Genomic DNA, 20,593 nt, shown 5'->3' on the forward strand with positions numbered 1-20,593 from the left:
CTCGTCGCCGAAAGCAGCGAACGCGAATACCGCAGCTACGTCTACGAACCCGGCACCTTCCGCCCGCTCGCCTTGCTCGACGGCAAAGGCCCGAAAAAAGCCTGCCCCTTCTACTACCAGCTCGACCACCTCGGCACCCCGCAGGAACTCACCGACTACAGCGGCGACATCGTCTGGTCCGCGCAATACGACGCCTACGGCAAAGTCGCCGCGCTGACCCTGGCCGGCGACGACTACCTGAACCAGCCGCTGCGCTTTCAGGGGCAGTATTTCGATGGCGAAAGCGGGCTGCATTACAACCGCCACCGGTATTACGACCCGCGGTTGGGACGGTATCTGACGCCGGATCCGATCAAGTTGGCCGGTGGGTTGAATCAGTACCAGTACGTGCCGAATCCGACGGGGTGGGTGGATCCGTTGGGGTTGAGCTCCAACTGTCCGCCGCCGAATAAGCCTGGGTGTGAGGTGCCGGGTGGAAGTGATGGGGCTAAGGTTGATGAGCGTGAACCACAATTACCGGACTTAACCCATGGCATTGACCCGCATTCAGTGAAGCGAACGCATGCAATTATGGGAAAAAAATCAACTAAACACGTCGAAAAAATAAGGGATCAAATGCGAGCAGGTGGCTACGATGTCAACTATCCCATAGACGTAGCAGAACATCAGGGCACCTTCTATATTCTAGATGGACACCATCGTGCAGCAGCTGCAAAACAAACAGCAACGCCAATAACTATAAAATTGATCACAAACATCAGAGAGCATAAAGGACAACTTAATACGATCGAAGAAGTCATTGAATCAGCTAACAATGTCGGACACGACCGATTGGAGCATCACAGAAGAAGATGAAAACAGTCGATAAAAATCTTGAGGACCTAATAACTGACTTCCTTTCAAAAGTTGAAAGTGGAACAGAATTACTACAAAAAAAATTTGGCACTCGGAATATTTTAAGGCTCTGGCGGAGCAAGCAAATCGAACGCTGCGGTGAAATAACTGATGAAATTCAATATGAGCTGCACGGCGTAGGGTGCGCCATTCATTTCCCATCAGAATCAGTGGACTTCGATTACGGCTCGAACAGCAGAATCGACGGCTTTGACGTATGGCGCCTTTACATTTACGCTTCGGACAGGCCGCTTATGTATGAAAAATACTGCAACAAGAAAACACTCGAAAAGGAATTCAAAGAGCTTATCTATTTAAACAGAATCGAAAAAATGTCGATCAATGACAATCTTTACGTCCTAGTAAAAACCAAATAAAAATATACCCGCACGCATTCCAAACCAATAAAAAAGCCCGGCAGCGCTACCGGGCTTTTTTATTTGCAGCTAACGAGCGATGAGCGATTGCATGTCACCGACAGCCTGCTCGGCGGCAGGAACCCCGTGAATCAACGGCCCATAACGCCGGCTGAACTCCCAGTTGTATGGCACACGATCCTTGCTGCTGCCGTTGTCCCAGTTCACCGACCAGGTCATCAAGCCTTTGATCGGTATCCCCTTGATCGCCAGACGTTTGAGGACATTCCCGACCACGGTTTTGTCGATCACATAACCGGTGGCCGCCGCATCGTTGTTGGCCGGCAGGCCGATGACGAACTTGTCCGCCGGAATTCTGGTAAAGCCGCGAGTACCGGTCACGAGGCTTTCAGTCAGGTAGTAAAGGAAATCCTCCTTCAGCGGGTCGTTGTTCTGCGCAATCCACGCACCCGCGCCGTTGTTGGCTTCCGGCACCCAGACTCCGTCACCGCCCTGGTTGTAGAACTGCGGGGCGATGAAGTCGTAGTAGCCTTCCAGTGCCTGCAGGTAGCTCACGTATTTGCCGGTGCTGGTCAGGTATGGAAACTCCGGGGCCATGCTGATGATGAAGTGCTTGCCCTGGCCTGCGTAGTGATCCTTGACCAGTTTCAGTGCGGCCGGGAGGACGGTCTTATTGGCAGCGAAGTCAATCGCGCTCTGTTCAAGATCGATGTCCAGCCCGTCGAAGCCGTAGGTTTCCACCAGACGGATGATTTCATTGGCCAGTGGTTGTTCCTGACCGCTGCGCAACTCGATGTGCGCATCGGCGCCGCCGAGGGAAATCAGTACCGCCCGCCCCTGACTGTTGAGCACGCCGACCTGACGGCGGAACTCGGCATCGGAAACGTTGAACGGTTTGAAGGTCGGAATCCCGCTGCCCTTCATAAAAGCGACCGCGACCACGTTGTATTCCTTGGGCACTTCCTCCAGTGAAAGGCTGGCAAAACGGCCTTGGCGATACCCATCGCTCGGCCCCGCCGGCCAGTTGTGCCAGAAGCCCATGAGGATCTTTTTGCCGGCAATGCTCGGCATCAGCGAAGCGGCATCGCTCATCGCGGTTTGCACTAATGAGAAATCGATTTTTGACATGTTCTAATCCTTCAGAACGTGTGGGTTTGACGACATATCGCCGTTATTTGAAGTCGACGTCGAACGCCTGATAGAAAGCGTTGCCGGTGTTGGCGACGATCCACATCAGCACGATGACGTGATGACCTTTTTTATTGGCTGGCAGTTCTACCGCGTGATTAAACTTCGCCTTCATTTCCGCCGAATGGCTGTAGTAAGGCACCTGAGTGTAGAAGTCCTCGGCAAATGGTTGGGCTTCCAGTTGCGCACGGGTAATGCGTTGCTTCGGGTCCCAGCCATCCTTGGTGATCAGCCAGCGGTAACCACGGGTGGTGTGCGGCGCGGTGTATTCCCATTTTATTTCGAGGGTTTGCCCCGGGGTGACATTGAGCAGCGGCCAGGTAAACGGACGAGCGAGCTTTTTGCTCATTTCGTCATTGGTGAAGTTCACACAGTCGCGAGCATCACTTTTGCCACCGCTGAGAATGTAGCCATCGGCCGGTGGCGTGACACTGTCCGAGTCGCTCTGGTAAGGCGCCGGAAACGGCCCCGCTGCCAGTGCCGGGAAATTCTTCCCGCCTTCCATTTCGTTGACCTGCCAGGCGCCGAGCAATCCTTGCTCGATCGCTACCGCACCGCGGCTTGCAGGGGAAATGACACGACCGTGTCGCAGTTGGGTTTGTGCTTGTGGTTGATTCATGTTTTTCACTCCGTTGATTTAAGAACTCTCCTTTCCGAGGAGAGGCCTTCAAGCTAACGGAGACGGATTTTTTGTCCATCGGCGGTTTTGTCGCAGTCAACAGCCTTGTGCCGTAAAAACACCGCAAATACTGGATGAATATACAGTTGTTTGCGACAACGCCCACCCGACATGAGGTCAAAAGATTACACGCCGATGCTGCAAAAACTGCCGATCCGTACTCACGACAACTGTGCCTGGAACTCCTTTTCGTACTGCCCGGCGAGCTGCTCTTTCTGTTTTTCGTTGAGCAATTTGCCGGCCATCTGGAAGAATTTTTGCTCTTCTTCCTTTAGATGGTGATGAACCTTGTCAGAGAGCTTCTTCGCGGTGGCCAACCACGCCGGGCTGGACATCTCGGTCTCATCAAGTTCTTCCATCATTTCGTCCATTTCATGGTGTTCGGAGATGGCATGGCGGCTCAGGTCGACGCCGTTATCGAACTCCATCAATGGGATGTAGAAATGGCGCTCTTCAGCAGTTTCATGAGCCTGGAGTTCTGCCTTGAGCTGTTTGTAGGCTTCAACCCGTTCCGGCGTATCGCCGCTGGTTTCGATCAGGGTTTTGGCGTAGCTACGCTGGCGGTCATGGCTTTCGCGAAGGGCTTCGAAAATATTCATGGGGGATCCTCATCAACCGCGTGCTGGAATGACGCTGTAAAGGCTAGACCCCAGCGCGAGAGCGGCAGTTCCACCGTGTTGAGGCAGGGCTTGGAAGATGGCCGCAGGGCAGGATAGGCTGCGGGTTCAAACTACAAGGAAGTCACGCATGAATTTGCGCATCGAGCTGTCGCAACATTCCACAGAAGAAGAACGCCGGGCCATTTTGGCGCCCCTGCATGCCTATAACGTGGCCAAGGCCGGGATCGCGGTATCCGAGCCGCTCACCCTGCTGGTGCGTGACGATCACGATCAGATTCTGGGTGGACTCTATGGCCGGCTGGTCTGCCAGTGGTTGTTCATCGATTTGCTGTCAGTGCCTGAAGCAGGCCGGGGCCAGGGAATTGGCTCGAAGCTGATGCGCATGGCCGAAGAGCTGGCGCGGGAGAAAGGCTGCATCGGCGCATGGCTCGACACGTTCGACTTTCAGGCGCCAGAGTTCTACAAGAAGCTGGGGTATAGCCAGTTTGGGGAAATCGTCGATTATCCGCCGGGGCACAAACGGCATTTTTTCCAGAAGCGACTTGTAGATTGAATGTACCGCCCCCTTCGCGAGCAGGCTCGTTCCCACATCTGGAATGCATTCCACTGTGGGAGTGAGCCTGCTACGGGCGGCGTTCCGACGATGCCGACAGCCGCGTCAACACATGATCAGAGGCAGGTCGCTAACGCCGCCAACCGGCGCTTGGCGACAAAATCGTCCTTCTGCGCGTAGTAATTCAGCGTCGTGCCCGATGCCTCGGTAATCACATCAACGAACGACTCCGCCGAACGGGTATACACCGTCGTACCGCCCGATTTGCGCGGCTCCAGATACGCCGCCGCATCCACACCGAACACCGCTTCGTCCTGCCAGCCGAACTGCACACACTGCGCCACGACTTTTTCAGCCTTGTCCGACGTCAACACCTTGTACGGGGTTTTCGTGCGAGCATCGTCCATCACCGAGCCTGCGCAACCGGCCAGCAGTGTCGCCACCAGCGCTACCATCAGAATTCGCATTGCATTCGCTCATTCAGAAAAAAGCGGACTGTATCACCGCAGCAGCAGAAATCGATCTGCTTTACTGCATTTATAGCGCGACACGCGCAGGCCGCTGCGGCAACCTAAGCTCATCAGACTCACAAGGAAACCACATGGCGCCTACCGACCAGCGACATGAACATGCCCTGAAAGTATTTCTCGACGCGCGCCCCGAACTGCGCGAAACCCTCGACCACCTCAACCCGTTACTGGCTCAGGCTAAAGGCGAAACTCAAGCGCAGTATCGCGAAGAGCGCCTGCATGAAGCGTTTGAGGCCGAAGCGGAAAGCCTCGGACTGTTCGCCTGGGAGTTGACCTTGCAACTGACCGCTGACTCGCCTGAGGAATACCAGGCGCAGCGCCTGGAAGTACATCGTGAAGTCGCGGAAATGGCCGGGATGGATTGGCTGGAGTATTGCGATCTGTATGACATAGAACCGTAACCGCCGCGAAAGGACACCGCCACTCATGCTGCCATCCGCCTCGACTCACCGCGCCAGCCCCGGCCACCTGCACACACAAAAGTGGCGCGGGCGGATTGGTCTGGCGCTGGTGGCCAGCCTCTCGGTACTGGCCGGAATGACCGACGCCATCGGCTTTATGGCCAGCGGCGATTTCGTCTCGTTCATGAGCGGCAACACCACTCGACTCGCCGTGGCAATCAGCGATGGCGATATCGGGCTGACCGTGCGTTTGTTGATCCTCATCGCAACATTTATTGTCGGGAATGCCTTGGGGGTTGTCGTCGCACGTTTCGGCGGACGCCGGGCGCTGCCGCTGCTGCTGTGTATCGCCACCCTGCTGTGCGCGGCGGCGGCCTGGCCATTCGACACGCAACTGCCGGCGCTGATGGCGGCGATCACTGCGATGGGCATGCTCAACGCGGCGGTCGAAGAAGTGAATGGCTTACCGGTAGGGCTGACATACGTGACTGGCGCGTTGTCGCGGTTCGGCCGTGGATTGGGTCGCTGGATGCTTGGCGAACGGCGCAGTGGCTGGCGGGTGCAACTGGTGCCATGGAGCGGGATGTTTATCGGCGCGATTCTGGGGGCGGTGCTGGAACATCATTTGGGACTGAAGGCGATGTTTGTCAGCGGCTTGCTGGCCGCGATGATCGGACTGCTATCGCTGAAAATCCCGCGGCGCTGGCAGTTGGGTTACATGCCGCGTTGATTGAGATCTCGCCCGAATCCCCTGTAGGAGCTGTCGAGTGAAACGAGGCTGCGATCTTTTGATCTTGCTTTTAAAGATCAAGATCAACAGATCGCAGCGTGCTGCAGCTCCTACAGAGATCACGTTTCCCTGTAAGCGCTGCGATCCTTTGCGGTCTGCAATGCTTTATCATGGCCACAGTTTTGCTGATCGAGTCCGTCATGAAGTTCGCCATCGCGCTGTTTTCCGCCGCCCATGCGCCCTCCTCGCGCCGCGCCCTGCTGTTTGCGCAAGCCGCCCTGGCCGGTGGGCATGAGATTGTCCGGCTGTTTTTCTATCAGGACGGCGTCTATAACGCTTCGGATGCGGTGGTCACCCCGCAGGACGAACTCGACCTGCCCAAACAATGGCGCGCCTTCATCACCGAGCAAAAGCTGGACGGCGTGGTGTGCATCGCCGCCGCCCTGCGCCGTGGTGCGCTAAATGCTGAAGAAGCCAAGCGCTACCAGCGTGAAGCAATTTCGGTCAGCGCGCCGTGGGAATTGTCTGGTCTCGGTCAGTTGCATGATGCGGTGCAAGACGCCGACCGTTTGATCTGCTTCGGAGGTGCGTGAGATGGCCAAATCCCTGTTGATCATCAGCCGTCAATCGCCGTGGTCCGGTCCCGGAGCCCGCGAAGCGCTGGACATTGTGCTGGCCGGCGGCGCGTTCGATCTGCCGATCGGTTTGCTGTTTCTCGATGATGGCGTGCTGCAACTCAGCGTCGGGCAAAATGCCAAGGCCCTGCAGCAGAAAGACCTCAGCGCCAACCTGCAGGCGCTGCCGATGTTTGGTGTCGAAGAGCTGTTCTATTGCGCCGACAGCGCCAGCACTCGCGGTCTCGACAAACTGTCGCTGGAAGAAGCACAGCCACTGGCCGCCGAACAAATCACCGCCCTTATTGACCGTTACGACCAGGTGATCACCCTCTGATGTCGACTTTGCATGTGTTGTCTCATTCCCCGTTCGGCGACGATCGCCTGTCCAGCTGCCTGCGTCTGATCGGCAGCGCTGATGCTTTGTTGCTGTCCGGCGATGCGGTCTACGCCTTGCAATCGGGCACCGCGCCGTTCACTGCACTTGAACACCGTCAAATCAAATTATTCGTCCTTGCCGAAGATGCACAGGCGCGCGCCATCGAAGTTCCGGACTGGGCCGAGGCGATCGATTACCCGGCCTTCGTCGAACTGTCGATCCATCACGACAAGGTCAACAGCTGGCTATGAACTCCATGACCGTCGGCGCCCGCGCCATCGAACTGGACAAGGACGGTTTTCTTGTCGACCTCAGCGACTGGTCCGCCGACGTTGCCAGCGCCCTCGCTGCCGCCGAGGAGATCGAGTTGACGCCCGAACACTGGGAAGTCCTCGAACTGCTGCGTAGCTTCTACGAAGAATTCCAGCTGTCCCCGGCCACACGTCCATTGATCAAGTACACCGCGTTGAAACTCGGCCCGGACAAAGGCAACAGCCTGCACCTGAACCGACTGTTCAAAGGCACCCCCGCCAAACTCGCCGCAAAACTGGCGGGCCTGCCCAAACCGACGAATTGCTTATGACCGACTTTCCAGCACTGACCCTCGAAACGCCTGCCGAACACCCGTTCGCCCAATTCGTGCGAATCCTCGGCAAGGGCAAACGCGGCGCCCGCGATCTGACCCGCGAAGAGGCTCGCGAAGCCATGGGCCTGGTGCTCGACGACAAGGTTGAAGACACCCAGCTCGGCGCGTTCCTGATGTTGCTGCGGCACAAGGAAGAAAGCGCGGAGGAGATGGCCGGTTTCACCGAAGCCCTGCGCGAGCGTTTGCAGGCCCCAAAGCTGAGCGTCGATCTGGACTGGCCGACCTATGCCGGCAAGAAGCGGCATCTGCCATGGTATCTGCTGGCGGCCAAATGCCTGGCGCAAAATGGCGTGCGCATCTTCATGCACGGCGGCGGCGCTCATACCGCCGGGCGTCTGTACAGCGAGCAATTGCTCGACGAATTGAATATCCCGTTGTGCCGCACCTGGCAACAGGCCGGCACGGCGCTGGACAACGGTGGACTGGCGTTCATGCCGCTGGTGGACTGGGCGCCGCAACTGCAAAAGATGATCGATCTACGCAACACCTTGGGCCTACGCTCACCGATTCACTCCCTGGCACGGATTCTCAATCCGCTGGGCGCGCGTTGCGGGCTGCAAAGCATTTTCCATCCTGGCTATCAGGCAGTGCATCGCGATGCCAGCGGCCTGCTCGGCGACACGGCCATTGTGGTCAAGGGCGACGGCGGCGAAATCGAGATCAACCCGGATGCCGACAGCCACCTCTACGGCACCACCGACGGCGAGAGCTGGGACGAGGAATGGCCGCAGTTGTCGGCGCAACGCCACGTCAAACCGGCGAGCCTGGACGTTGAACATCTGAAAGCCGTCTGGCGTGGCGAGGTAGTCGACAGTTACCCGCAAATGGCCTTGATTGCGACCATGGCCCTGGCCTTGCGCGGCCTCGGCCAACCCCGCGAACAAGCCTTCGCAACCGCCGAGCAGTACTGGGCCGCGCGGAACAAATCGATTTAACCGATCATTCACGCCCGATCTTTGCGCTTTTTGTTCGAACTCATCGGAATAAACTCGACTCCAACGATTATTGGTTTACGGAGTCTTGATCATGGGTTTACTCGTCGATGGCCACTGGCAGGACAAGTGGTACGAAAGCAGCAAGGACGGCGCGTTCCAGCGCGAACAGGCCAAGCGCCGCAACTGGGTGACCGCTAACGGCGAACCCGGCCCCAGCGGCGAAGGCGGTTTTGCCGCTGAAGCCGGGCGCTATCACCTCTACGTTTCCCTCGCCTGTCCGTGGGCACATCGCACGTTGATCCTGCGCAAGCTCAAAGGCCTGGAAAATCTGATCGACGTTTCAGTGGTCAGTTGGCTGATGCTGGAAAACGGCTGGACCTTCGACAAAGCACTCGGCTCTACGGGCGACAAGCTCGATGGTTTTGAATTCATGCATCAGCGCTATACCGCCGACACTGCCGATTACACTGGCCGCGTCACCGTACCGGTGCTGTGGGACAAGAAGCTCAAACGCATCGTCAGCAATGAATCAGCGGAAATCATCCGCATGTTCAACAGCGCGTTTGATGATCTGACCGGCAACGACCTGGATTTCTACCCGGCGCCGTTACGCGGTGAGATCGACGCGTTGAACGAGCGAATCTATCCGGCCGTGAACAACGGCGTGTACCGCGCTGGTTTCGCTACGTCGCAAGAGGCTTATGAAGAAGCGTTCGTTGGGGTGTTTGCCGAGCTGGATCATCTGGAGCAGGTGCTGGGTGCCAATCGCTACTTGTCGGGTGAGTACCTGACAGAAGCGGACATCCGCCTGTTTACCACGATGATTCGTTTTGACGCGGTGTACCACGGGCACTTCAAGTGCAACCTGCGGCGGATTGCCGATTACCCGAATCTGTCGAACTGGCTGCGTGAGGTGTATCAGCTGCCGGGGATTGCCGAGACGGTGGATTTCCAGCACATCAAGAACCACTACTACGGCAGTCACAAGACCATTAACCCGACGGGAATTGTGCCGAAGGGGCCGGAGCAGGATTTTACCTTGGCGCATGATCGGGCGCCGCTGGCTGGGAAAGGGGTTTGGTTGAAGGGTTAATAGCAAAAAGCAAAAGATCGCAGCCTTCGGCAGCTCCTACAGAGAACGCATTCTCATGTAGGAGCTGCCGAAGGCTGCGATCTTTTGATCTGACTCAGACCTGCGCCTGAGCCCCTTCAAACCACGCCAGTTTCTCGCGCAGTTGCACCACTTCCCCGACAATCACCAGTGTCGGCGCATGCACTTCATGCTCCGCCACCAGTCGCGGCAAATCAGCCAGCGTGCCGGTGAAGACGCGCTGATTGACCGTGGTGCCTTGCTGAATCAACGCCGCCGGAGTATCCGCTGATCGACCGTGCTTGATCAGTTGCTCGCAAATGACCGGCAAGCCGACCAGGCCCATGTAGAACACCAGAGTCTGCGCCGGCGCGACAAGGTCGGCCCATGGCAGATCGGTGGAACCGTCCTTCAAATGCCCGGTGACAAAGCGCACCGACTGCGCGTAATCACGATGCGTCAGCGGAATCCCGGCATACGCTGCGCAACCGCTGGCCGCCGTGATACCTGGCACCACCTGAAACGGAATGCCGTGAGCCGCCAGCTCTTCGATCTCTTCGCCGCCACGGCCGAAGATGAATGGATCGCCACCCTTCAAACGCACCACGCGCTTGCCGGCCTTGGCCAGATCGACCAGTTGCTGGTTGATCTGATCCTGCGGCACGGCGTGATCAGAACGACGTTTGCCAACGTAGACCCGCTCGGCATCGCGACGGCACAGCTCAAGAATCGCTGGCGCCACCAAGCGGTCGTACAGCACCACATCGGCTTGCTGCATCAGACGCAAAGCCTTGAAGGTCAGCAGATCTGGATCGCCCGGGCCCGCGCCGACCAGATACACCTCACCGGTGGTGACCATGGCTTCGCCATCGATCTTGGCTTGCAGCAGACGCTCGGCTTCGGCGCCCTGCCCGGCCAGCTGTCGATCAGCAATCGGCCCTTGAAACACGTCTTCCCAGAAACCACGACGTTGCTGCACATCCGGAAACAGGCTTTTCACCTGATTGCGGAAACGCGCGGCGAGTCCGGCCAACTGACCGTAAGTCGATGGAATCCAGGTTTCGATCTTGGCGCGGATCAAGCGCGCCAGCACCGGCGCATCGCCGCCGCTGGACACCGCGATGATCAGCGGCGAGCGATCAACGATCGCCGGGAAGATCACGCTGCACAAGGCAGGCGCATCGACCACGTTGACCGGCACGCAGCGCTGGTGAGCATCGCTGGAAACTTGTGCGTTCAGCGTTTCGTCGTCGGTGGCGGCAATGATCAGCCCGCAACCGTCCAGATCCGCCTCAACGTAACCACGCAAGAGGCATTCACCGCCAGAAGCGGCGACCAGCTCACGCAGTTGCGTTTCGATTTCAGGTGCGACCACCCGCAGCAGCGCACCGGCATCGGCCAGCAGGCGGGATTTGCGCAAGGCAATTTCCCCCCCACCGACGACCAACACACGACTGCCGCGCAGGTTGTGAAACAGCGGCAGATATTTCATTTAGCCGATGACCTCAAGGCCACCCATGTACGGCTTCAGCACGTCCGGCACGCGGATCGAACCGTCGGCCTGCTGGTAGTTTTCCAGCACGGCAACCAGGGTACGGCCGACGGCCAGACCGGAACCGTTCAGGGTGTGCACCAGCTCAGGCTTGCCGGTTTCCGGGTTGCGGAAACGCGCTTGCATGCGACGGGCCTGGAAGTCGCCGCAGTTCGAGCACGAGGAGATTTCGCGGTATTTGTCCTGGCTCGGGATCCACACTTCCAGATCGTAAGTCTTGACCGCACTGAAGCCCATGTCGCCGGTGCACAGCGCCAGGGTGCGATAAGGCAGACCGAGAAGTTGCAGGACTTTTTCAGCGTTGGCGGTCAGGCCTTCCAGCGCTTCCATCGAGGTCGACGGCTCAACGATCTGGACCATTTCGACTTTGTCGAACTGGTGCTGACGGATCATGCCGCGGGTGTCGCGACCCGATGCACCGGCCTCGCTGCGGAAGCACGGTGTGTGGGCAACGAACTTGATCGGCAGCAGTTTCGAATCGACGATTTCACCGGCAACAATGTTGGTCAGCGACACTTCGGCGGTCGGGATCAGGTACAGATCGGCTTCGCCTTCGCGCGCGATCTTGAACAGGTCTTCTTCGAACTTCGGCAACTGGCCGGTGCCTTGCAGCGCCGGAGCCTGAACCAGATAAGGCGTGTAAGCCTCTTCGTAGCCGTGCTCGTTGACGTGCAGGTTGATCATGAACTGCGCCAGGGCACGGTGCAGACGGGCGATCGGGCCCCGCAGCAAGGCGAAACGCGCGCCGGACAGCTTGGCGGCGGTTTCGAAATCCAGCCAGCCGAACTTTTCGCCCAGGGCAACGTGGTCTTTCACTTCGAAATCGAAAGCAGTCGGCGTGCCCCAGCGGCGCACTTCGACGTTGTCGTCTTCGTCTTTGCCGACCGGAACCGATTCGTGCGGCAGGTTCGGAATGCCGAGCAGGATCGAGTCCAGTTCGGTCTGGATCGCGTCCAGTTCGACTTTACCGGCACTCAGTTCGCCCGCCATGCGCTCGACATCCGCCATCAGCGGCGCGATGTCTTCGCCGCGCTGCTTGGCCTGACCGATGGATTTGGAACGCGCGTTACGCTCAGCCTGCAGTGCTTCGGTGCGGGTCTGGACGGTCTTGCGCTGTTCTTCCAGCGCTTCGATGCGCGCGGTATCCAGGGCAAAGCCACGGGAAGCCAGGCGGTCCGCTACGTCCTGAAGGTTGCTACGTAACAGTTTGGAATCGAGCATGTCGGTTTCTCGTTATCAAAGTTTGGTCAAAGACAGGCCAGCCCACGTCGCGAGCAGCCCGCCGAATACGCTGAGTGCCGCATAGCCCAGGGCCAGCGGCACTTGCCCGCTTTCCAGCAGGCGCACCGTATCCAGTGAAAAGGATGAAAAAGTCGTCAGCCCCCCGAGGAAGCCGACCATCAACCCGGCACGCACCTCGATCGGCACCTCCGGGCGTATCAAGAACAGGCCGTACAACACGCCAATCAACAGACAGCCCACGATATTAACGGCCAGCGTCGCGGTATAGAAGTGCCGCGGCCAATTGGCGTTGATCCAATTGCCGGTGGCGAAGCGCAACAGGGTGCCGGCAACCCCGCCGACGGAGACCGCAACGATCAATGGAAGCACTATTTTCTCCGCTGCCGAGGGCTTAAACGGTCAAGTTGGGCGAGGTGATTGAGCTTCTCGCCGATCTTTAATTCGAGGCCGCGCGGCACCGGTTGGTAGAACGGGATTGGCTCGAGTTCTTCCGGGAAGTAGTCTTCGCCGGCGGCATAAGCGTCCGGCTCATCGTGGGCGTAGCGGTATTCGTCGCCGTAGCCCAATTGTTTCATCAGTTTCGTCGGTGCGTTGCGCAAGTGCAGTGGCACTTCCAGCGAGCCGTTTTCAGCGGCGGCACGCAGGGCAGTTTTGAAGCCCATGTACACCGCGTTGCTTTTCGGCGCGCAGGCCAGATAAGTGATGGCTTGGGCCACGGCCAACTCGCCTTCCGGGCTGCCGAGGCGCTCCTGAACCTCCCACGCGGCGAGGCACAGGCTCAGCGCACGCGGGTCGGCGTTGCCGATGTCTTCGCTGGCCATGCGCACCACGCGCCGGGCCAGGTACAGCGGATCGCACCCGCCGTCGATCATTCGCGCAAACCAGTACAGCGCGCCGTCGGGGTTGGAGCCGCGTACCGATTTGTGCAGCGCCGAGATCTGGTCGTAGAACGCCTCGCCACCCTTGTCGAAACGTCGACGAGTATCGCCGAGCAGGCTTTGCAGCAACTCGGTGCCGATCTTGCTGTTGTCTTCGGCCAGATCCGAGGCGTTTTCCAGAAGATTGAGCAGACGCCGGCCGTCGCCATCGGCGGCCGACAGCAACATCTGGAAGCCTTCGTCGTTCAGCATCAGGTTGCGCTTGCCCAGACCGCGCTCTTCGGTAAGTGCGCGGTGCACCAGTTTGCGCAGCGCCGCTTCGTCGAGGCTTTTCAGCACGTAGACGCGGGCGCGCGACAACAGAGCGTTGTTTAGTTCGAACGAAGGGTTTTCGGTGGTGGCGCCGATGAAGATCAGCGTGCCGTCTTCAACGTACGGCAGGAATGCGTCCTGCTGGGACTTGTTGAAGCGGTGCACTTCATCGACGAACAGAATTGTGCGCTTGCCGTACTGACCGGCCTGCTGCTTGGCGATTTCAACGGCCTGACGGATCTCTTTGACCCCGGCGAGCACCGCCGAGACCGTTTCAAAATGCGCATCGGAGACTTCCGCGAGCAACCGCGCCAGCGTGGTTTTGCCCACGCCCGGCGGGCCCCAGAAGATCATCGAATGCAGGGCACCCTGCTCCAGCGCCTCACGCAGAGGCTTGCCGCGAGCGAGCAGGTGTTCCTGACCGACGTACTCATCCAGATTGGTCGCACGCAAACGCGCGGCCAGTGGCTGGGCAATCGGTGCACTGCGAAACAGATCCATCACGTAGCGTTGAAACCTCTATTTTGCCGATCATTGACCCTGTAGGAGTGAGCCTGCTCGCGATAGCGGCGGGTCAGACGATGAAGATGTGACTGACAAATCGAATCGCGAGCAGGCTCACTCCTACAAAGGGTTTTGGGTTTATTCCTGGATCACGTCGGCACCCTTGGGGATGTCGAACTTGAACTTGGTTGCCGGTACTGGCTCGTTGGCCTTGACCCCGGTAAACAGGATGTTGGTGCGCTGGCCGACGCTGTCGATCAGTTGCATATCGTTAAGCAGACCGTTGCGGAACGACAGACGCAGGTTGTCGAACAGGGTGTCCTTGGTTTTCGGCTTGAGGGTGAAGTCGATCACACCGCCCGCCTCTTTCGCGGAAATATCAAAGCTCTGGCTGATCTTCGACACGTCACCGGACAGCAGCAGCGCCGGGGTCTGGGTCAGACGTTCGTCGAGCTTCTTGATGGTGGCCTGTTCCAGATCCGGATCCCACAGTGTGACTTTCTTGCCATCGGAGACCATGGTCTGCTCGGCCGGCGCGTTGGTGTGCCAGTAGAACAGGCCTGGGCGCTGCAGGGTCATGTCGCCGGTGGTTTCCTGCAATTGCGTGCCGCTGCCGTCGAGGGTCAGCTGCGAGAAATTCGCGCTCAGGGTCTTGGATGTTTCCAGCAATTGGGTCAGACGCGCCACGTCCTTGTCATCGGCGTGGGCCGTGAGAGTGGTCAGCGCCAGTACTGGCAGCAACATGCGGATAAGACGCATGGGAGTCCTCTTGAATACTCGTTGGGAGAGCGGCGGCACATCATTGTCCCGCCTCTTGCGTTTGCAATCAGTCGCGTACCGGGCCCGGGGCCAGGACCTCACGGGAACCGTTGGTGTTCATCGAGGTGACGACGCCGGCCATTTCCATGGCTTCGATCATCCGTGCGGCGCGGTTGTAGCCAATCTTCAGCTTGCGCTGTACCGCGGAAATCGAGGCACGACGGCTTTCCAGCACAAACTGTACAGCTTCGTCATACAGAGCGTCGGCTTCCGGATCATCACCGTCACCGCCACCGCTGCTGCCTTCAAAACCGCTGCCAGCCTCTTCGACACCGTTGAGGATGTCGTCGTTGTATTCCGGTGCGCCGCGCAGTTTCCACGCTTCGACCACACGGTGTACCTCATCGTCGGATACGAATGCACCGTGCACCCGGATCGGCAGGCTGGTGCCCGGTGGCATGTAGAGCATGTCACCGTGGCCGAGCAGTTGTTCGGCGCCACCCTGATCGATGATGGTGCGCGAGTCGATCTTGCTCGATACCTGGAACGCCATACGCGTTGGAATGTTGGCCTTGATCAGACCGGTGATCACGTCCACCGATGGCCGCTGGGTCGCGAGGATCAAGTGAATACCCGCCGCACGCGCCTTCTGCGCAATACGGGCGATCAGTTCTTCGACCTTCTTGCCGACGATCATCATCATGTCGGCGAATTCGTCGACCACCACGACGATGGTTGGCAGTTTCTGCAGCAACGGCGCTTCGTCGTGAATGCTTTCGCGTTTGTACAGCGGATCGCTCAACGGCTCGCCGGCGTCCTGCGCCTCCTTGACCTTGGCGTTGAAGCCAGACAGGTTGCGCACGCCCATTTTCGCCATCAGCTTGTAGCGACGCTCCATCTCGGCAACGCTCCAGCGCAGGGCGTTGGCAGCATCCTTCATGTCGGTCACGACCGGGCACAGCAAATGCGGAATGCCTTCGTAGATCGACAGCTCCAGCATCTTCGGGTCGATCATGATCAGCTTGGCGTCTTCCGGGCCGGACTTGAACAGGATCGACAGAATCATCGCGTTCACACCCACCGACTTACCGGAACCGGTGGTACCGGCCACCAGCAAGTGCGGCATCTTCGCCAGGTCAGTGATCACCGGTTTGCCGCCGATGTCATGACCGAGTGCCAGCGTGACCGGCGATTTGAAGTTGTCGTACTCAGGCGTCGACAGCACTTCGGAGAAGCGCACGATCTGCCGGTCTTCGTTGGGAATCTCGATACCGACAGTGGTCTTGCCCGGAATCACCTCGACCACCCGCACACTGGTCACGGCCAGGGAACGCGCGAGGTCTTTGGCGAGGTTGGCGATGCGGCTGACTTTGACGCCGGCGGCAGGCTGAATTTCGTAACGGGTAATTACCGGACCCGGGTGAATCGAATCCACCGTGACCTCGACACCGAACTCCTTGAGCTTGATCTCCAGCAAATGGCCGACCGCCGCCAGGGATTCAGGCGAGTAATTGAGTTGTTTCTTTTCCGCAGGATCAAGAATCGAGATCGGCGGCAAAGTGCCTTCCACGGCGCTGTCGACGAACAACGGCACCTGTTTCTCTTTCTGTACGCGTTTGCTTGGCTCAGGCGCCTTGACCGGGGCCGGTGCGATAACCGGCGGCACTTGTTTCTCGCGATCGGACATGTGCTTGCTCAGGGCTTGCTCACGTTCGATCAGGCGTTCTTTGACTTTGGCCTGCTCACGTTTGTCGGTCACCGTCGGCGCGACCACGTCATGCACGCGATCGTCGACCTCACGCAACTGCGCGACCAGCTGTTTGCGCTCGGTACGCGCCGACCACCAGCGATTGAGTGCGCCCTGGAACAGTTCAAACAGGTCGAGGGTGATCTTGCCGGTGATGTCCATCACCTTGAACCACGACAGATCGGTGAACACCGTCAGGCCAAACAGGAACAACGCAATGAACAACAGGGTGCTGCCCTGAATATTCAGCGCGTTCTTCGCCAGATTGCCGAGGCTTTCGCCCAGCGCACCACCGGCACCCGCCGGCAGACCCGAGGCCGCGTGAAAGTGCAGATGAGCCAGCGCAGCGCCGGACAGCACCAGAAACACCAGACCGATCAGGCGCCAGGAGAACAGCCAGCCGCTCCACTGCCACGGTTCGTGGCGCTGACGGAAGATCTGGTAAGCCTTGATCGCCAGCAGCAACGGGAAGATGTAGGCGAAGTAACCGAGCACCATGAACAGGATGTCGGCGCTGTACGAGCCCGCCGGGCCGCCGAAATTCTGCACGTCGTCGATCTTGCTGTTGTGGCTCCAGCCCGGATCGTCCTTGCCGTAGGTCAGCAAAGCCATCATCAGGAACAGGCACAAGGCACCGATGGCGATCAATGCACCTTCCTTGAGCCGGTAGTGCAATTGTTGGCGCCAGAGCGGAACGACTGTTTTTGGTGCTTCGGTGGATTTCTTCAAAACGCTTCTTTTCCTGCGCCCGAGGCGCGTCCATCTATTGAATGACGATAAAAAACTGCCCAATCCAGGCAGGTAAAAAAGTGAACGAGCGCAACTGAGACTACTTTTAACACTGCGTCGCGCTTTTTATAAACACAACGCACCGCGAATATTCTGTAACAGCCCGGCATTGTACGGGTTTGTGCGTCTGATGCCATGCTTCAAACCCCAGGACTGAGCATAGTCAAGCACACAGAACCCGCGACTCAATTTGAGCATGCATTACCTTTTGTGACAAAGGCTTATGAGGTGTATTTGATGAACGTAGCGAAGCATTCACGCCTGATCATCCTCGGCTCCGGTCCGGCCGGCTACAGTGCTGCCGTGTATGCCGCCCGCGCCAACCTCAAACCCGTGGTCATTACCGGCCTGCAGGCCGGCGGCCAGCTCACCACCACCGTTGAAGTCGACAACTGGCCGGGCGACGTCGAAGGCCTGACCGGCCCGGTGCTGATGGAACGCATGCAGAAACACGCCGAACGCTTTGCCACAGAGATCGTTTACGACCACATCCACACCGCCAAGTTGCAGCAGCGCCCGTTCGAGCTTATTGGCGACAGCGGCACTTACACCTGCGATGCGCTGATCATCGCCACCGGCGCGTCGGCGCAATACCTGGGGCTGCCCTCGGAAGAAGCCTTCGCCGGTAAAGGCGTTTCCGCCTGTGCGACCTGTGACGGCTTTTTCTATCGCAATCAGGTGGTCGCGGTCGTCGGTGGCGGCAACACGGCGGTTGAGGAAGCACTGTACCTGTCGAACATTGCCAAGGAGGTGCATCTGATCCACCGCCGCGACAAGCTGCGTTCGGAGAAAATCCTCCAGGACAAACTGTTCGAGAAAGCCGCCAACGGCAACGTGCGCCTGCACTGGAACCAGAATCTCGACGAAGTACTCGGCGATGCCAGCGGCGTCACCGGCGCGCGACTGCGTGACAGCCATACCGGAGAAACCGGTGAACTGGCGCTGGCCGGCGTCTTCATCGCCATTGGCCACAAACCCAACACCGACCTGTTTCAAGGCCAGTTGTCGATGCGCGACGGCTATTTGCAGGTCAAGGGTGGCAGCGACGGCGACGCGACCTCCACCGGGATTCCCGGGGTGTTTGCCGCCGGCGATGTAGCCGACCACGTTTACCGCCAGGCGGTGACGTCGGCGGGCGCCGGCTGCATGGCCGCGCTCGATGCCGAGAAGTATCTGGACGACATTCCTGTCATTTAACGGCACACTTTATCGCGGGCCGAACAGCCCGCACCGCCCTCCCCTTCTGCAAGCCTGGATGCCATGCTGACTTGGTTACAACGTAATTCCCTGACTTTTCCGCCGCTGGAAAAGGCCATGCGCGACCCTAACGGATTGCTCGCCGCCGGTGGCGACCTGTCGGCCGATCGTTTGATCCAGGCTTACCGTCACGGCTGCTTTCCGTGGTTTTCCGAGGGCCAGCCGATTCTCTGGTGGTCGCCGGATCCTCGCACAGTGCTGTTTCCCGACGAACTGCATGTCTCGCGCAGCCTCGGCAAACTGCTGCGCCAGCAACGCTACCAAGTGACCTTCGACCAGGACTTCGACGCCGTGATCCGCGCCTGCGCCGCGCCACGGGATTACGCCGACGGCACCTGGATCACCGAAGCCATGCAGGACGCCTACATTGAACTGCATCGTCGCGGCTTCGCCCATTCGGTGGAGGTCTGGGATCAGGGCGAACTGGTCGGCGGCCTGTACGGCCTGGCGATGGGCCAACTGTTTTTCGGCGAATCGATGTTCAGCCGCGCCGACAACGCTTCGAAATTCGGCTTTGCCACCCTGGTACGCCATCTGAACGACTCGGGGTTCGTAATGATCGACTGTCAGATGCCGACCGATCATCTGCACAGCCTCGGCGCGCGGGCCATTCCTCGCCAGCAATTCGCCGACTATCTGGCAAATCACCTGGATCAACCCAATCGTGCCACCTGGGTTTGCTGAGCGACTTTTGCGCGCGTGGCTTACACTTAATTCACCAGCTTATCCCGAGGGTTGATCATGACCGAGTTGGCGCGTTTGAAGTTCTATGCCACTCAGCCTCACTCTTGCAGTTATCTGCCCGAGGAGCAGGCCACGACCCTGTTTCTCGATCCGAGCCAGCCCATGGATGTGCATGTCTACGCAGACCTGTCGGAAATGGGCTTTCGTCGCAGCGGCGATCATCTGTACCGCCCGCATTGCCAGAACTGCAATGCGTGTGTGCCTGCGCGCATTCCGGTGGCGCAGTTCATGCCCAATCGTCAGCAGAAGCGGATTTTCAAGCGCAACATGGATTTGCAGGTGCGCCCGGCCAAGCCGCAATTCAGTGAAGAATATTTCGATCTGTACCAGCGCTATATCGAACAACGCCACGCTGATGGCGATATGTACCCGCCAAGCCGTGATCAATTCTCGACTTTTCTGGTACGTGATCTGCCTTTCTCGCGTTTTTACGAGTTCCGACTCGACGGACGGTTGCTCGCCGTGGCGGTGACCGATTTGCTGCCGAATGGTTTGTCAGCGGTCTACACCTTCTACGAACCCGACGAAGAGCGCCGCAGCCTTGGCCGATTTGCCATCCTCTGGCAAATCGCCGAGGCACAGCGCCTCGGGCTTGAGGCGGTGTACCTCGGATACTGGATCAAGAACTGCAAAAAGATGAACTACAAGACGCAATACCGACCCATCGAATTGCTGATTAATCAGCGCTGGGTCATCCTCAACTAAACCCAAGCCGTAAACCCCTTGGCGTAAACCCCATTTTTCGGGCACAATGCACGCCGCTTTTGCCTGGCGCAGTTGCACCGGGCCATTCATTGGATACCGAGGGCTTTACTGCATGTCGAAAGAAGACAGCTTCGAAATGGAAGGCACTGTCGTCGACACCCTGCCCAACACCATGTTTCGTGTGGAGTTGGAAAATGGGCACGTCGTAACCGCGCATATTTCCGGCAAGATGCGCAAGAACTACATTCGTATTCTTACCGGTGACAAAGTGCGCGTCGAGCTGACGCCCTATGACTTGAGCAAAGGGCGCATTACTTACCGCGCTCGTTAATCAAGTCAATACAGAACGCCCGGTTTATGCCGGGCGTTTTTGTTTGTCTGGGATTTGGGTTTTGGTCTTGTGTGTATATCCGTTGCTGCGGGGGTTGCTACTGGCGGTTTCGCTCCTACAGCGAGTCACCTTTTCCA

General features: G+C 58.5%; 25 protein-coding genes. 15 read left to right on the forward strand and 10 right to left on the reverse strand.

The features are described from left to right. Together FGA82_RS32735 and FGA82_RS29155 are read left to right on the forward strand one after the other, a co-directional pair. Positions 1-855, forward strand: an 855-nt coding sequence (locus FGA82_RS32735) for an RHS repeat domain-containing protein (protein WP_212760556.1), incomplete at its 5' end; no start/stop codon positions are given. Continuing rightward, a complete protein-coding gene (locus FGA82_RS29155; protein WP_141129764.1) occupies positions 852-1,271 on the forward strand; it encodes a DUF6896 domain-containing protein in 420 nt (139 codons plus the stop codon). The genes FGA82_RS32735 and FGA82_RS29155, both read left to right, overlap by 4 nt. 69 nt (positions 1,272-1,340) lie before the next feature. Here the strand turns inward: FGA82_RS29155 and FGA82_RS29160 are convergent, their stop codons facing one another. The 3 genes from FGA82_RS29160 to FGA82_RS29170 all read right to left on the reverse strand — a co-directional run bounded on the left by FGA82_RS29160 (position 1,341) and on the right by FGA82_RS29170 (position 3,737). Continuing rightward, positions 1,341-2,399, reverse strand: coding sequence for a chitinase (locus tag FGA82_RS29160; protein WP_141129765.1), 1,059 nt, complete (start codon positions 2,397-2,399; stop codon positions 1,341-1,343). A 43-nt stretch (positions 2,400-2,442) separates the two neighbouring features. Continuing rightward, on the reverse strand, positions 2,443-3,078 hold the full coding sequence (locus FGA82_RS29165; RefSeq protein ID WP_141129766.1) for a lytic polysaccharide monooxygenase auxiliary activity family 9 protein: 636 nt from the start codon (positions 3,076-3,078) through the stop codon (positions 2,443-2,445). Positions 3,079-3,299: 221 nt separating this feature from the next. After that, the gene (locus FGA82_RS29170; RefSeq protein ID WP_141129767.1) at positions 3,300-3,737 is read right to left on the reverse strand and encodes a hemerythrin domain-containing protein; all 438 of its coding nucleotides are present in this window, start codon (positions 3,735-3,737) and stop codon (positions 3,300-3,302) included. Between the two features lie 148 nt (positions 3,738-3,885). On the opposite strand from FGA82_RS29170, the gene FGA82_RS29175 reads away from it, so the two are divergent. After that, on the forward strand, positions 3,886-4,311 hold the full coding sequence (locus FGA82_RS29175; RefSeq protein WP_141129768.1) for a GNAT family N-acetyltransferase: 426 nt from the start codon (positions 3,886-3,888) through the stop codon (positions 4,309-4,311). Between the two features lie 116 nt (positions 4,312-4,427). Here FGA82_RS29175 and FGA82_RS29180 read toward each other — a convergent pair whose 3' ends face one another. Beyond that, complete coding sequence (locus FGA82_RS29180; RefSeq protein WP_141129769.1) at positions 4,428-4,778, reverse strand: hypothetical protein; 351 nt, start codon at positions 4,776-4,778, stop codon at positions 4,428-4,430. A gap of 134 nt (positions 4,779-4,912) precedes the next feature. Between FGA82_RS29180 and FGA82_RS29185 the strand changes: the two genes are divergently transcribed. The 8 genes from FGA82_RS29185 (at position 4,913) to FGA82_RS29220 (ending at position 9,639) form a co-directional block, all read left to right on the forward strand. Continuing rightward, a complete protein-coding gene (locus tag FGA82_RS29185) occupies positions 4,913-5,242 on the forward strand; it encodes a DUF6388 family protein (protein ID WP_141129782.1) in 330 nt (109 codons plus the stop codon). A gap of 25 nt (positions 5,243-5,267) precedes the next feature. Further along, on the forward strand, positions 5,268-5,972 hold the full coding sequence (locus FGA82_RS29190; protein WP_141129770.1) for a YoaK family protein: 705 nt from the start codon (positions 5,268-5,270) through the stop codon (positions 5,970-5,972). A gap of 200 nt (positions 5,973-6,172) precedes the next feature. Then, positions 6,173-6,565, forward strand: coding sequence for a sulfurtransferase complex subunit TusD (tusD, locus tag FGA82_RS29195; protein WP_077573604.1), 393 nt, complete (start codon positions 6,173-6,175; stop codon positions 6,563-6,565). Position 6,566: 1 nt separating this feature from the next. After that, positions 6,567-6,923, forward strand: coding sequence for a sulfurtransferase complex subunit TusC (gene tusC, locus FGA82_RS29200; protein WP_141129771.1), 357 nt, complete (start codon positions 6,567-6,569; stop codon positions 6,921-6,923). Continuing rightward, a complete protein-coding gene (tusB, locus tag FGA82_RS29205; protein WP_141129772.1) occupies positions 6,923-7,216 on the forward strand; it encodes a sulfurtransferase complex subunit TusB in 294 nt (97 codons plus the stop codon). Before tusC ends, tusB begins: the two co-directional genes overlap by 1 nt. After that, complete coding sequence (locus tag FGA82_RS29210; RefSeq protein ID WP_102899345.1) at positions 7,213-7,548, forward strand: TusE/DsrC/DsvC family sulfur relay protein; 336 nt, start codon at positions 7,213-7,215, stop codon at positions 7,546-7,548. Before tusB ends, FGA82_RS29210 begins: the two co-directional genes overlap by 4 nt. Beyond that, positions 7,545-8,546, forward strand: a complete 1,002-nt coding sequence (locus FGA82_RS29215; protein WP_141129773.1) for a glycosyl transferase family protein — start codon at positions 7,545-7,547, stop codon at positions 8,544-8,546. Before FGA82_RS29210 ends, FGA82_RS29215 begins: the two co-directional genes overlap by 4 nt. A 91-nt stretch (positions 8,547-8,637) precedes the next feature. Further along, positions 8,638-9,639 (forward strand): glutathione S-transferase family protein, encoded by a 1,002-nt coding sequence (locus FGA82_RS29220; protein WP_141129774.1) that lies wholly within the window; start codon positions 8,638-8,640, stop codon positions 9,637-9,639. A gap of 94 nt (positions 9,640-9,733) precedes the next feature. Here the strand turns inward: FGA82_RS29220 and cysG are convergent, their stop codons facing one another. The 6 genes from cysG to FGA82_RS29250 form a co-directional block, all read right to left on the reverse strand. Further along, a complete protein-coding gene (cysG, locus tag FGA82_RS29225) occupies positions 9,734-11,128 on the reverse strand; it encodes a siroheme synthase CysG (RefSeq protein ID WP_141129775.1) in 1,395 nt (464 codons plus the stop codon). Beyond that, on the reverse strand, positions 11,129-12,409 hold the full coding sequence (gene serS / locus FGA82_RS29230; protein WP_007908080.1) for a serine--tRNA ligase: 1,281 nt from the start codon (positions 12,407-12,409) through the stop codon (positions 11,129-11,131). A gap of 15 nt (positions 12,410-12,424) precedes the next feature. Further along, positions 12,425-12,799: a fluoride efflux transporter CrcB gene (gene crcB / locus FGA82_RS29235; RefSeq protein ID WP_129394504.1), complete on the reverse strand. Its 375-nt coding sequence runs from the start codon at positions 12,797-12,799 to the stop codon at positions 12,425-12,427. Continuing rightward, on the reverse strand, positions 12,799-14,121 hold the full coding sequence (locus FGA82_RS29240) for a replication-associated recombination protein A (RefSeq protein WP_141129776.1): 1,323 nt from the start codon (positions 14,119-14,121) through the stop codon (positions 12,799-12,801). The genes crcB and FGA82_RS29240 overlap by 1 nt, the downstream gene beginning before the upstream one ends. 141 nt (positions 14,122-14,262) lie before the next feature. Continuing rightward, positions 14,263-14,883: an outer membrane lipoprotein chaperone LolA gene (gene lolA, locus FGA82_RS29245; RefSeq protein WP_141129777.1), complete on the reverse strand. Its 621-nt coding sequence runs from the start codon at positions 14,881-14,883 to the stop codon at positions 14,263-14,265. A gap of 67 nt (positions 14,884-14,950) precedes the next feature. Continuing rightward, positions 14,951-17,359 (reverse strand): DNA translocase FtsK, encoded by a 2,409-nt coding sequence (locus FGA82_RS29250; protein WP_141129778.1) that lies wholly within the window; start codon positions 17,357-17,359, stop codon positions 14,951-14,953. A 297-nt stretch (positions 17,360-17,656) separates the two neighbouring features. On the opposite strand from FGA82_RS29250, the gene trxB reads away from it, so the two are divergent. From trxB to infA, 4 genes are all read left to right on the forward strand, one after another. After that, positions 17,657-18,616, forward strand: a complete 960-nt coding sequence (trxB, locus tag FGA82_RS29255) for a thioredoxin-disulfide reductase (RefSeq protein ID WP_141129779.1) — start codon at positions 17,657-17,659, stop codon at positions 18,614-18,616. 63 nt (positions 18,617-18,679) lie between these two features. Next, positions 18,680-19,360: a leucyl/phenylalanyl-tRNA--protein transferase gene (gene aat, locus FGA82_RS29260; protein ID WP_141129780.1), complete on the forward strand. Its 681-nt coding sequence runs from the start codon at positions 18,680-18,682 to the stop codon at positions 19,358-19,360. 57 nt (positions 19,361-19,417) lie between these two features. Continuing rightward, on the forward strand, positions 19,418-20,125 hold the full coding sequence (locus tag FGA82_RS29265) for an arginyltransferase (RefSeq protein WP_141129781.1): 708 nt from the start codon (positions 19,418-19,420) through the stop codon (positions 20,123-20,125). 112 nt (positions 20,126-20,237) lie between these two features. Then, positions 20,238-20,456 (forward strand): translation initiation factor IF-1, encoded by a 219-nt coding sequence (infA, locus tag FGA82_RS29270; RefSeq protein WP_002553999.1) that lies wholly within the window; start codon positions 20,238-20,240, stop codon positions 20,454-20,456. Positions 20,457-20,593: the final 137 nt, after the last annotated feature.

Source organism: Pseudomonas fluorescens (assembly GCF_005938625.1).
GTDB lineage: Bacteria > Pseudomonadota > Gammaproteobacteria > Pseudomonadales > Pseudomonadaceae > Aquipseudomonas > Aquipseudomonas fluorescens_BD.

Bases quoted from the DNA above. Each gene is read 5' to 3' on its own strand.
- FGA82_RS29190 (WP_141129770.1), top strand. From the start codon at position 5,268: ATGCTGCCATCCGCCTCGACTCACCGCGCCAGCCCCGGCCACCTGCAC.
- FGA82_RS29160 (WP_141129765.1), bottom strand. From the start codon at position 2,399: ATGTCAAAAATCGATTTCTCATTAGTGCAAACCGCGATGAGCGATGCC.
- FGA82_RS29185 (WP_141129782.1), top strand. From the start codon at position 4,913: ATGGCGCCTACCGACCAGCGACATGAACATGCCCTGAAAGTATTTCTC.
- FGA82_RS29170 (WP_141129767.1), bottom strand. From the start codon at position 3,737: ATGAATATTTTCGAAGCCCTTCGCGAAAGCCATGACCGCCAGCGTAGC.
- FGA82_RS29265 (WP_141129781.1), top strand. From the start codon at position 19,418: ATGACCGAGTTGGCGCGTTTGAAGTTCTATGCCACTCAGCCTCACTCT.
- serS (WP_007908080.1), bottom strand. From the start codon at position 12,409: ATGCTCGATTCCAAACTGTTACGTAGCAACCTTCAGGACGTAGCGGAC.
- tusD (WP_077573604.1), top strand. From the start codon at position 6,173: ATGAAGTTCGCCATCGCGCTGTTTTCCGCCGCCCATGCGCCCTCCTCG.
- FGA82_RS29175 (WP_141129768.1), top strand. From the start codon at position 3,886: ATGAATTTGCGCATCGAGCTGTCGCAACATTCCACAGAAGAAGAACGC.
- FGA82_RS29215 (WP_141129773.1), top strand. From the start codon at position 7,545: ATGACCGACTTTCCAGCACTGACCCTCGAAACGCCTGCCGAACACCCG.
- FGA82_RS29240 (WP_141129776.1), bottom strand. From the start codon at position 14,121: ATGGATCTGTTTCGCAGTGCACCGATTGCCCAGCCACTGGCCGCGCGT.
- trxB (WP_141129779.1), top strand. From the start codon at position 17,657: ATGAACGTAGCGAAGCATTCACGCCTGATCATCCTCGGCTCCGGTCCG.
- FGA82_RS29210 (WP_102899345.1), top strand. From the start codon at position 7,213: ATGAACTCCATGACCGTCGGCGCCCGCGCCATCGAACTGGACAAGGAC.
- infA (WP_002553999.1), top strand. From the start codon at position 20,238: ATGTCGAAAGAAGACAGCTTCGAAATGGAAGGCACTGTCGTCGACACC.
- FGA82_RS29155 (WP_141129764.1), top strand. From the start codon at position 852: ATGAAAACAGTCGATAAAAATCTTGAGGACCTAATAACTGACTTCCTT.
- aat (WP_141129780.1), top strand. From the start codon at position 18,680: ATGCTGACTTGGTTACAACGTAATTCCCTGACTTTTCCGCCGCTGGAA.
- tusB (WP_141129772.1), top strand. From the start codon at position 6,923: ATGTCGACTTTGCATGTGTTGTCTCATTCCCCGTTCGGCGACGATCGC.
- cysG (WP_141129775.1), bottom strand. From the start codon at position 11,128: ATGAAATATCTGCCGCTGTTTCACAACCTGCGCGGCAGTCGTGTGTTG.
- FGA82_RS29165 (WP_141129766.1), bottom strand. From the start codon at position 3,078: ATGAATCAACCACAAGCACAAACCCAACTGCGACACGGTCGTGTCATT.
- FGA82_RS29220 (WP_141129774.1), top strand. From the start codon at position 8,638: ATGGGTTTACTCGTCGATGGCCACTGGCAGGACAAGTGGTACGAAAGC.
- lolA (WP_141129777.1), bottom strand. From the start codon at position 14,883: ATGCGTCTTATCCGCATGTTGCTGCCAGTACTGGCGCTGACCACTCTC.
- FGA82_RS29180 (WP_141129769.1), bottom strand. From the start codon at position 4,778: ATGCGAATTCTGATGGTAGCGCTGGTGGCGACACTGCTGGCCGGTTGC.
- tusC (WP_141129771.1), top strand. From the start codon at position 6,567: ATGGCCAAATCCCTGTTGATCATCAGCCGTCAATCGCCGTGGTCCGGT.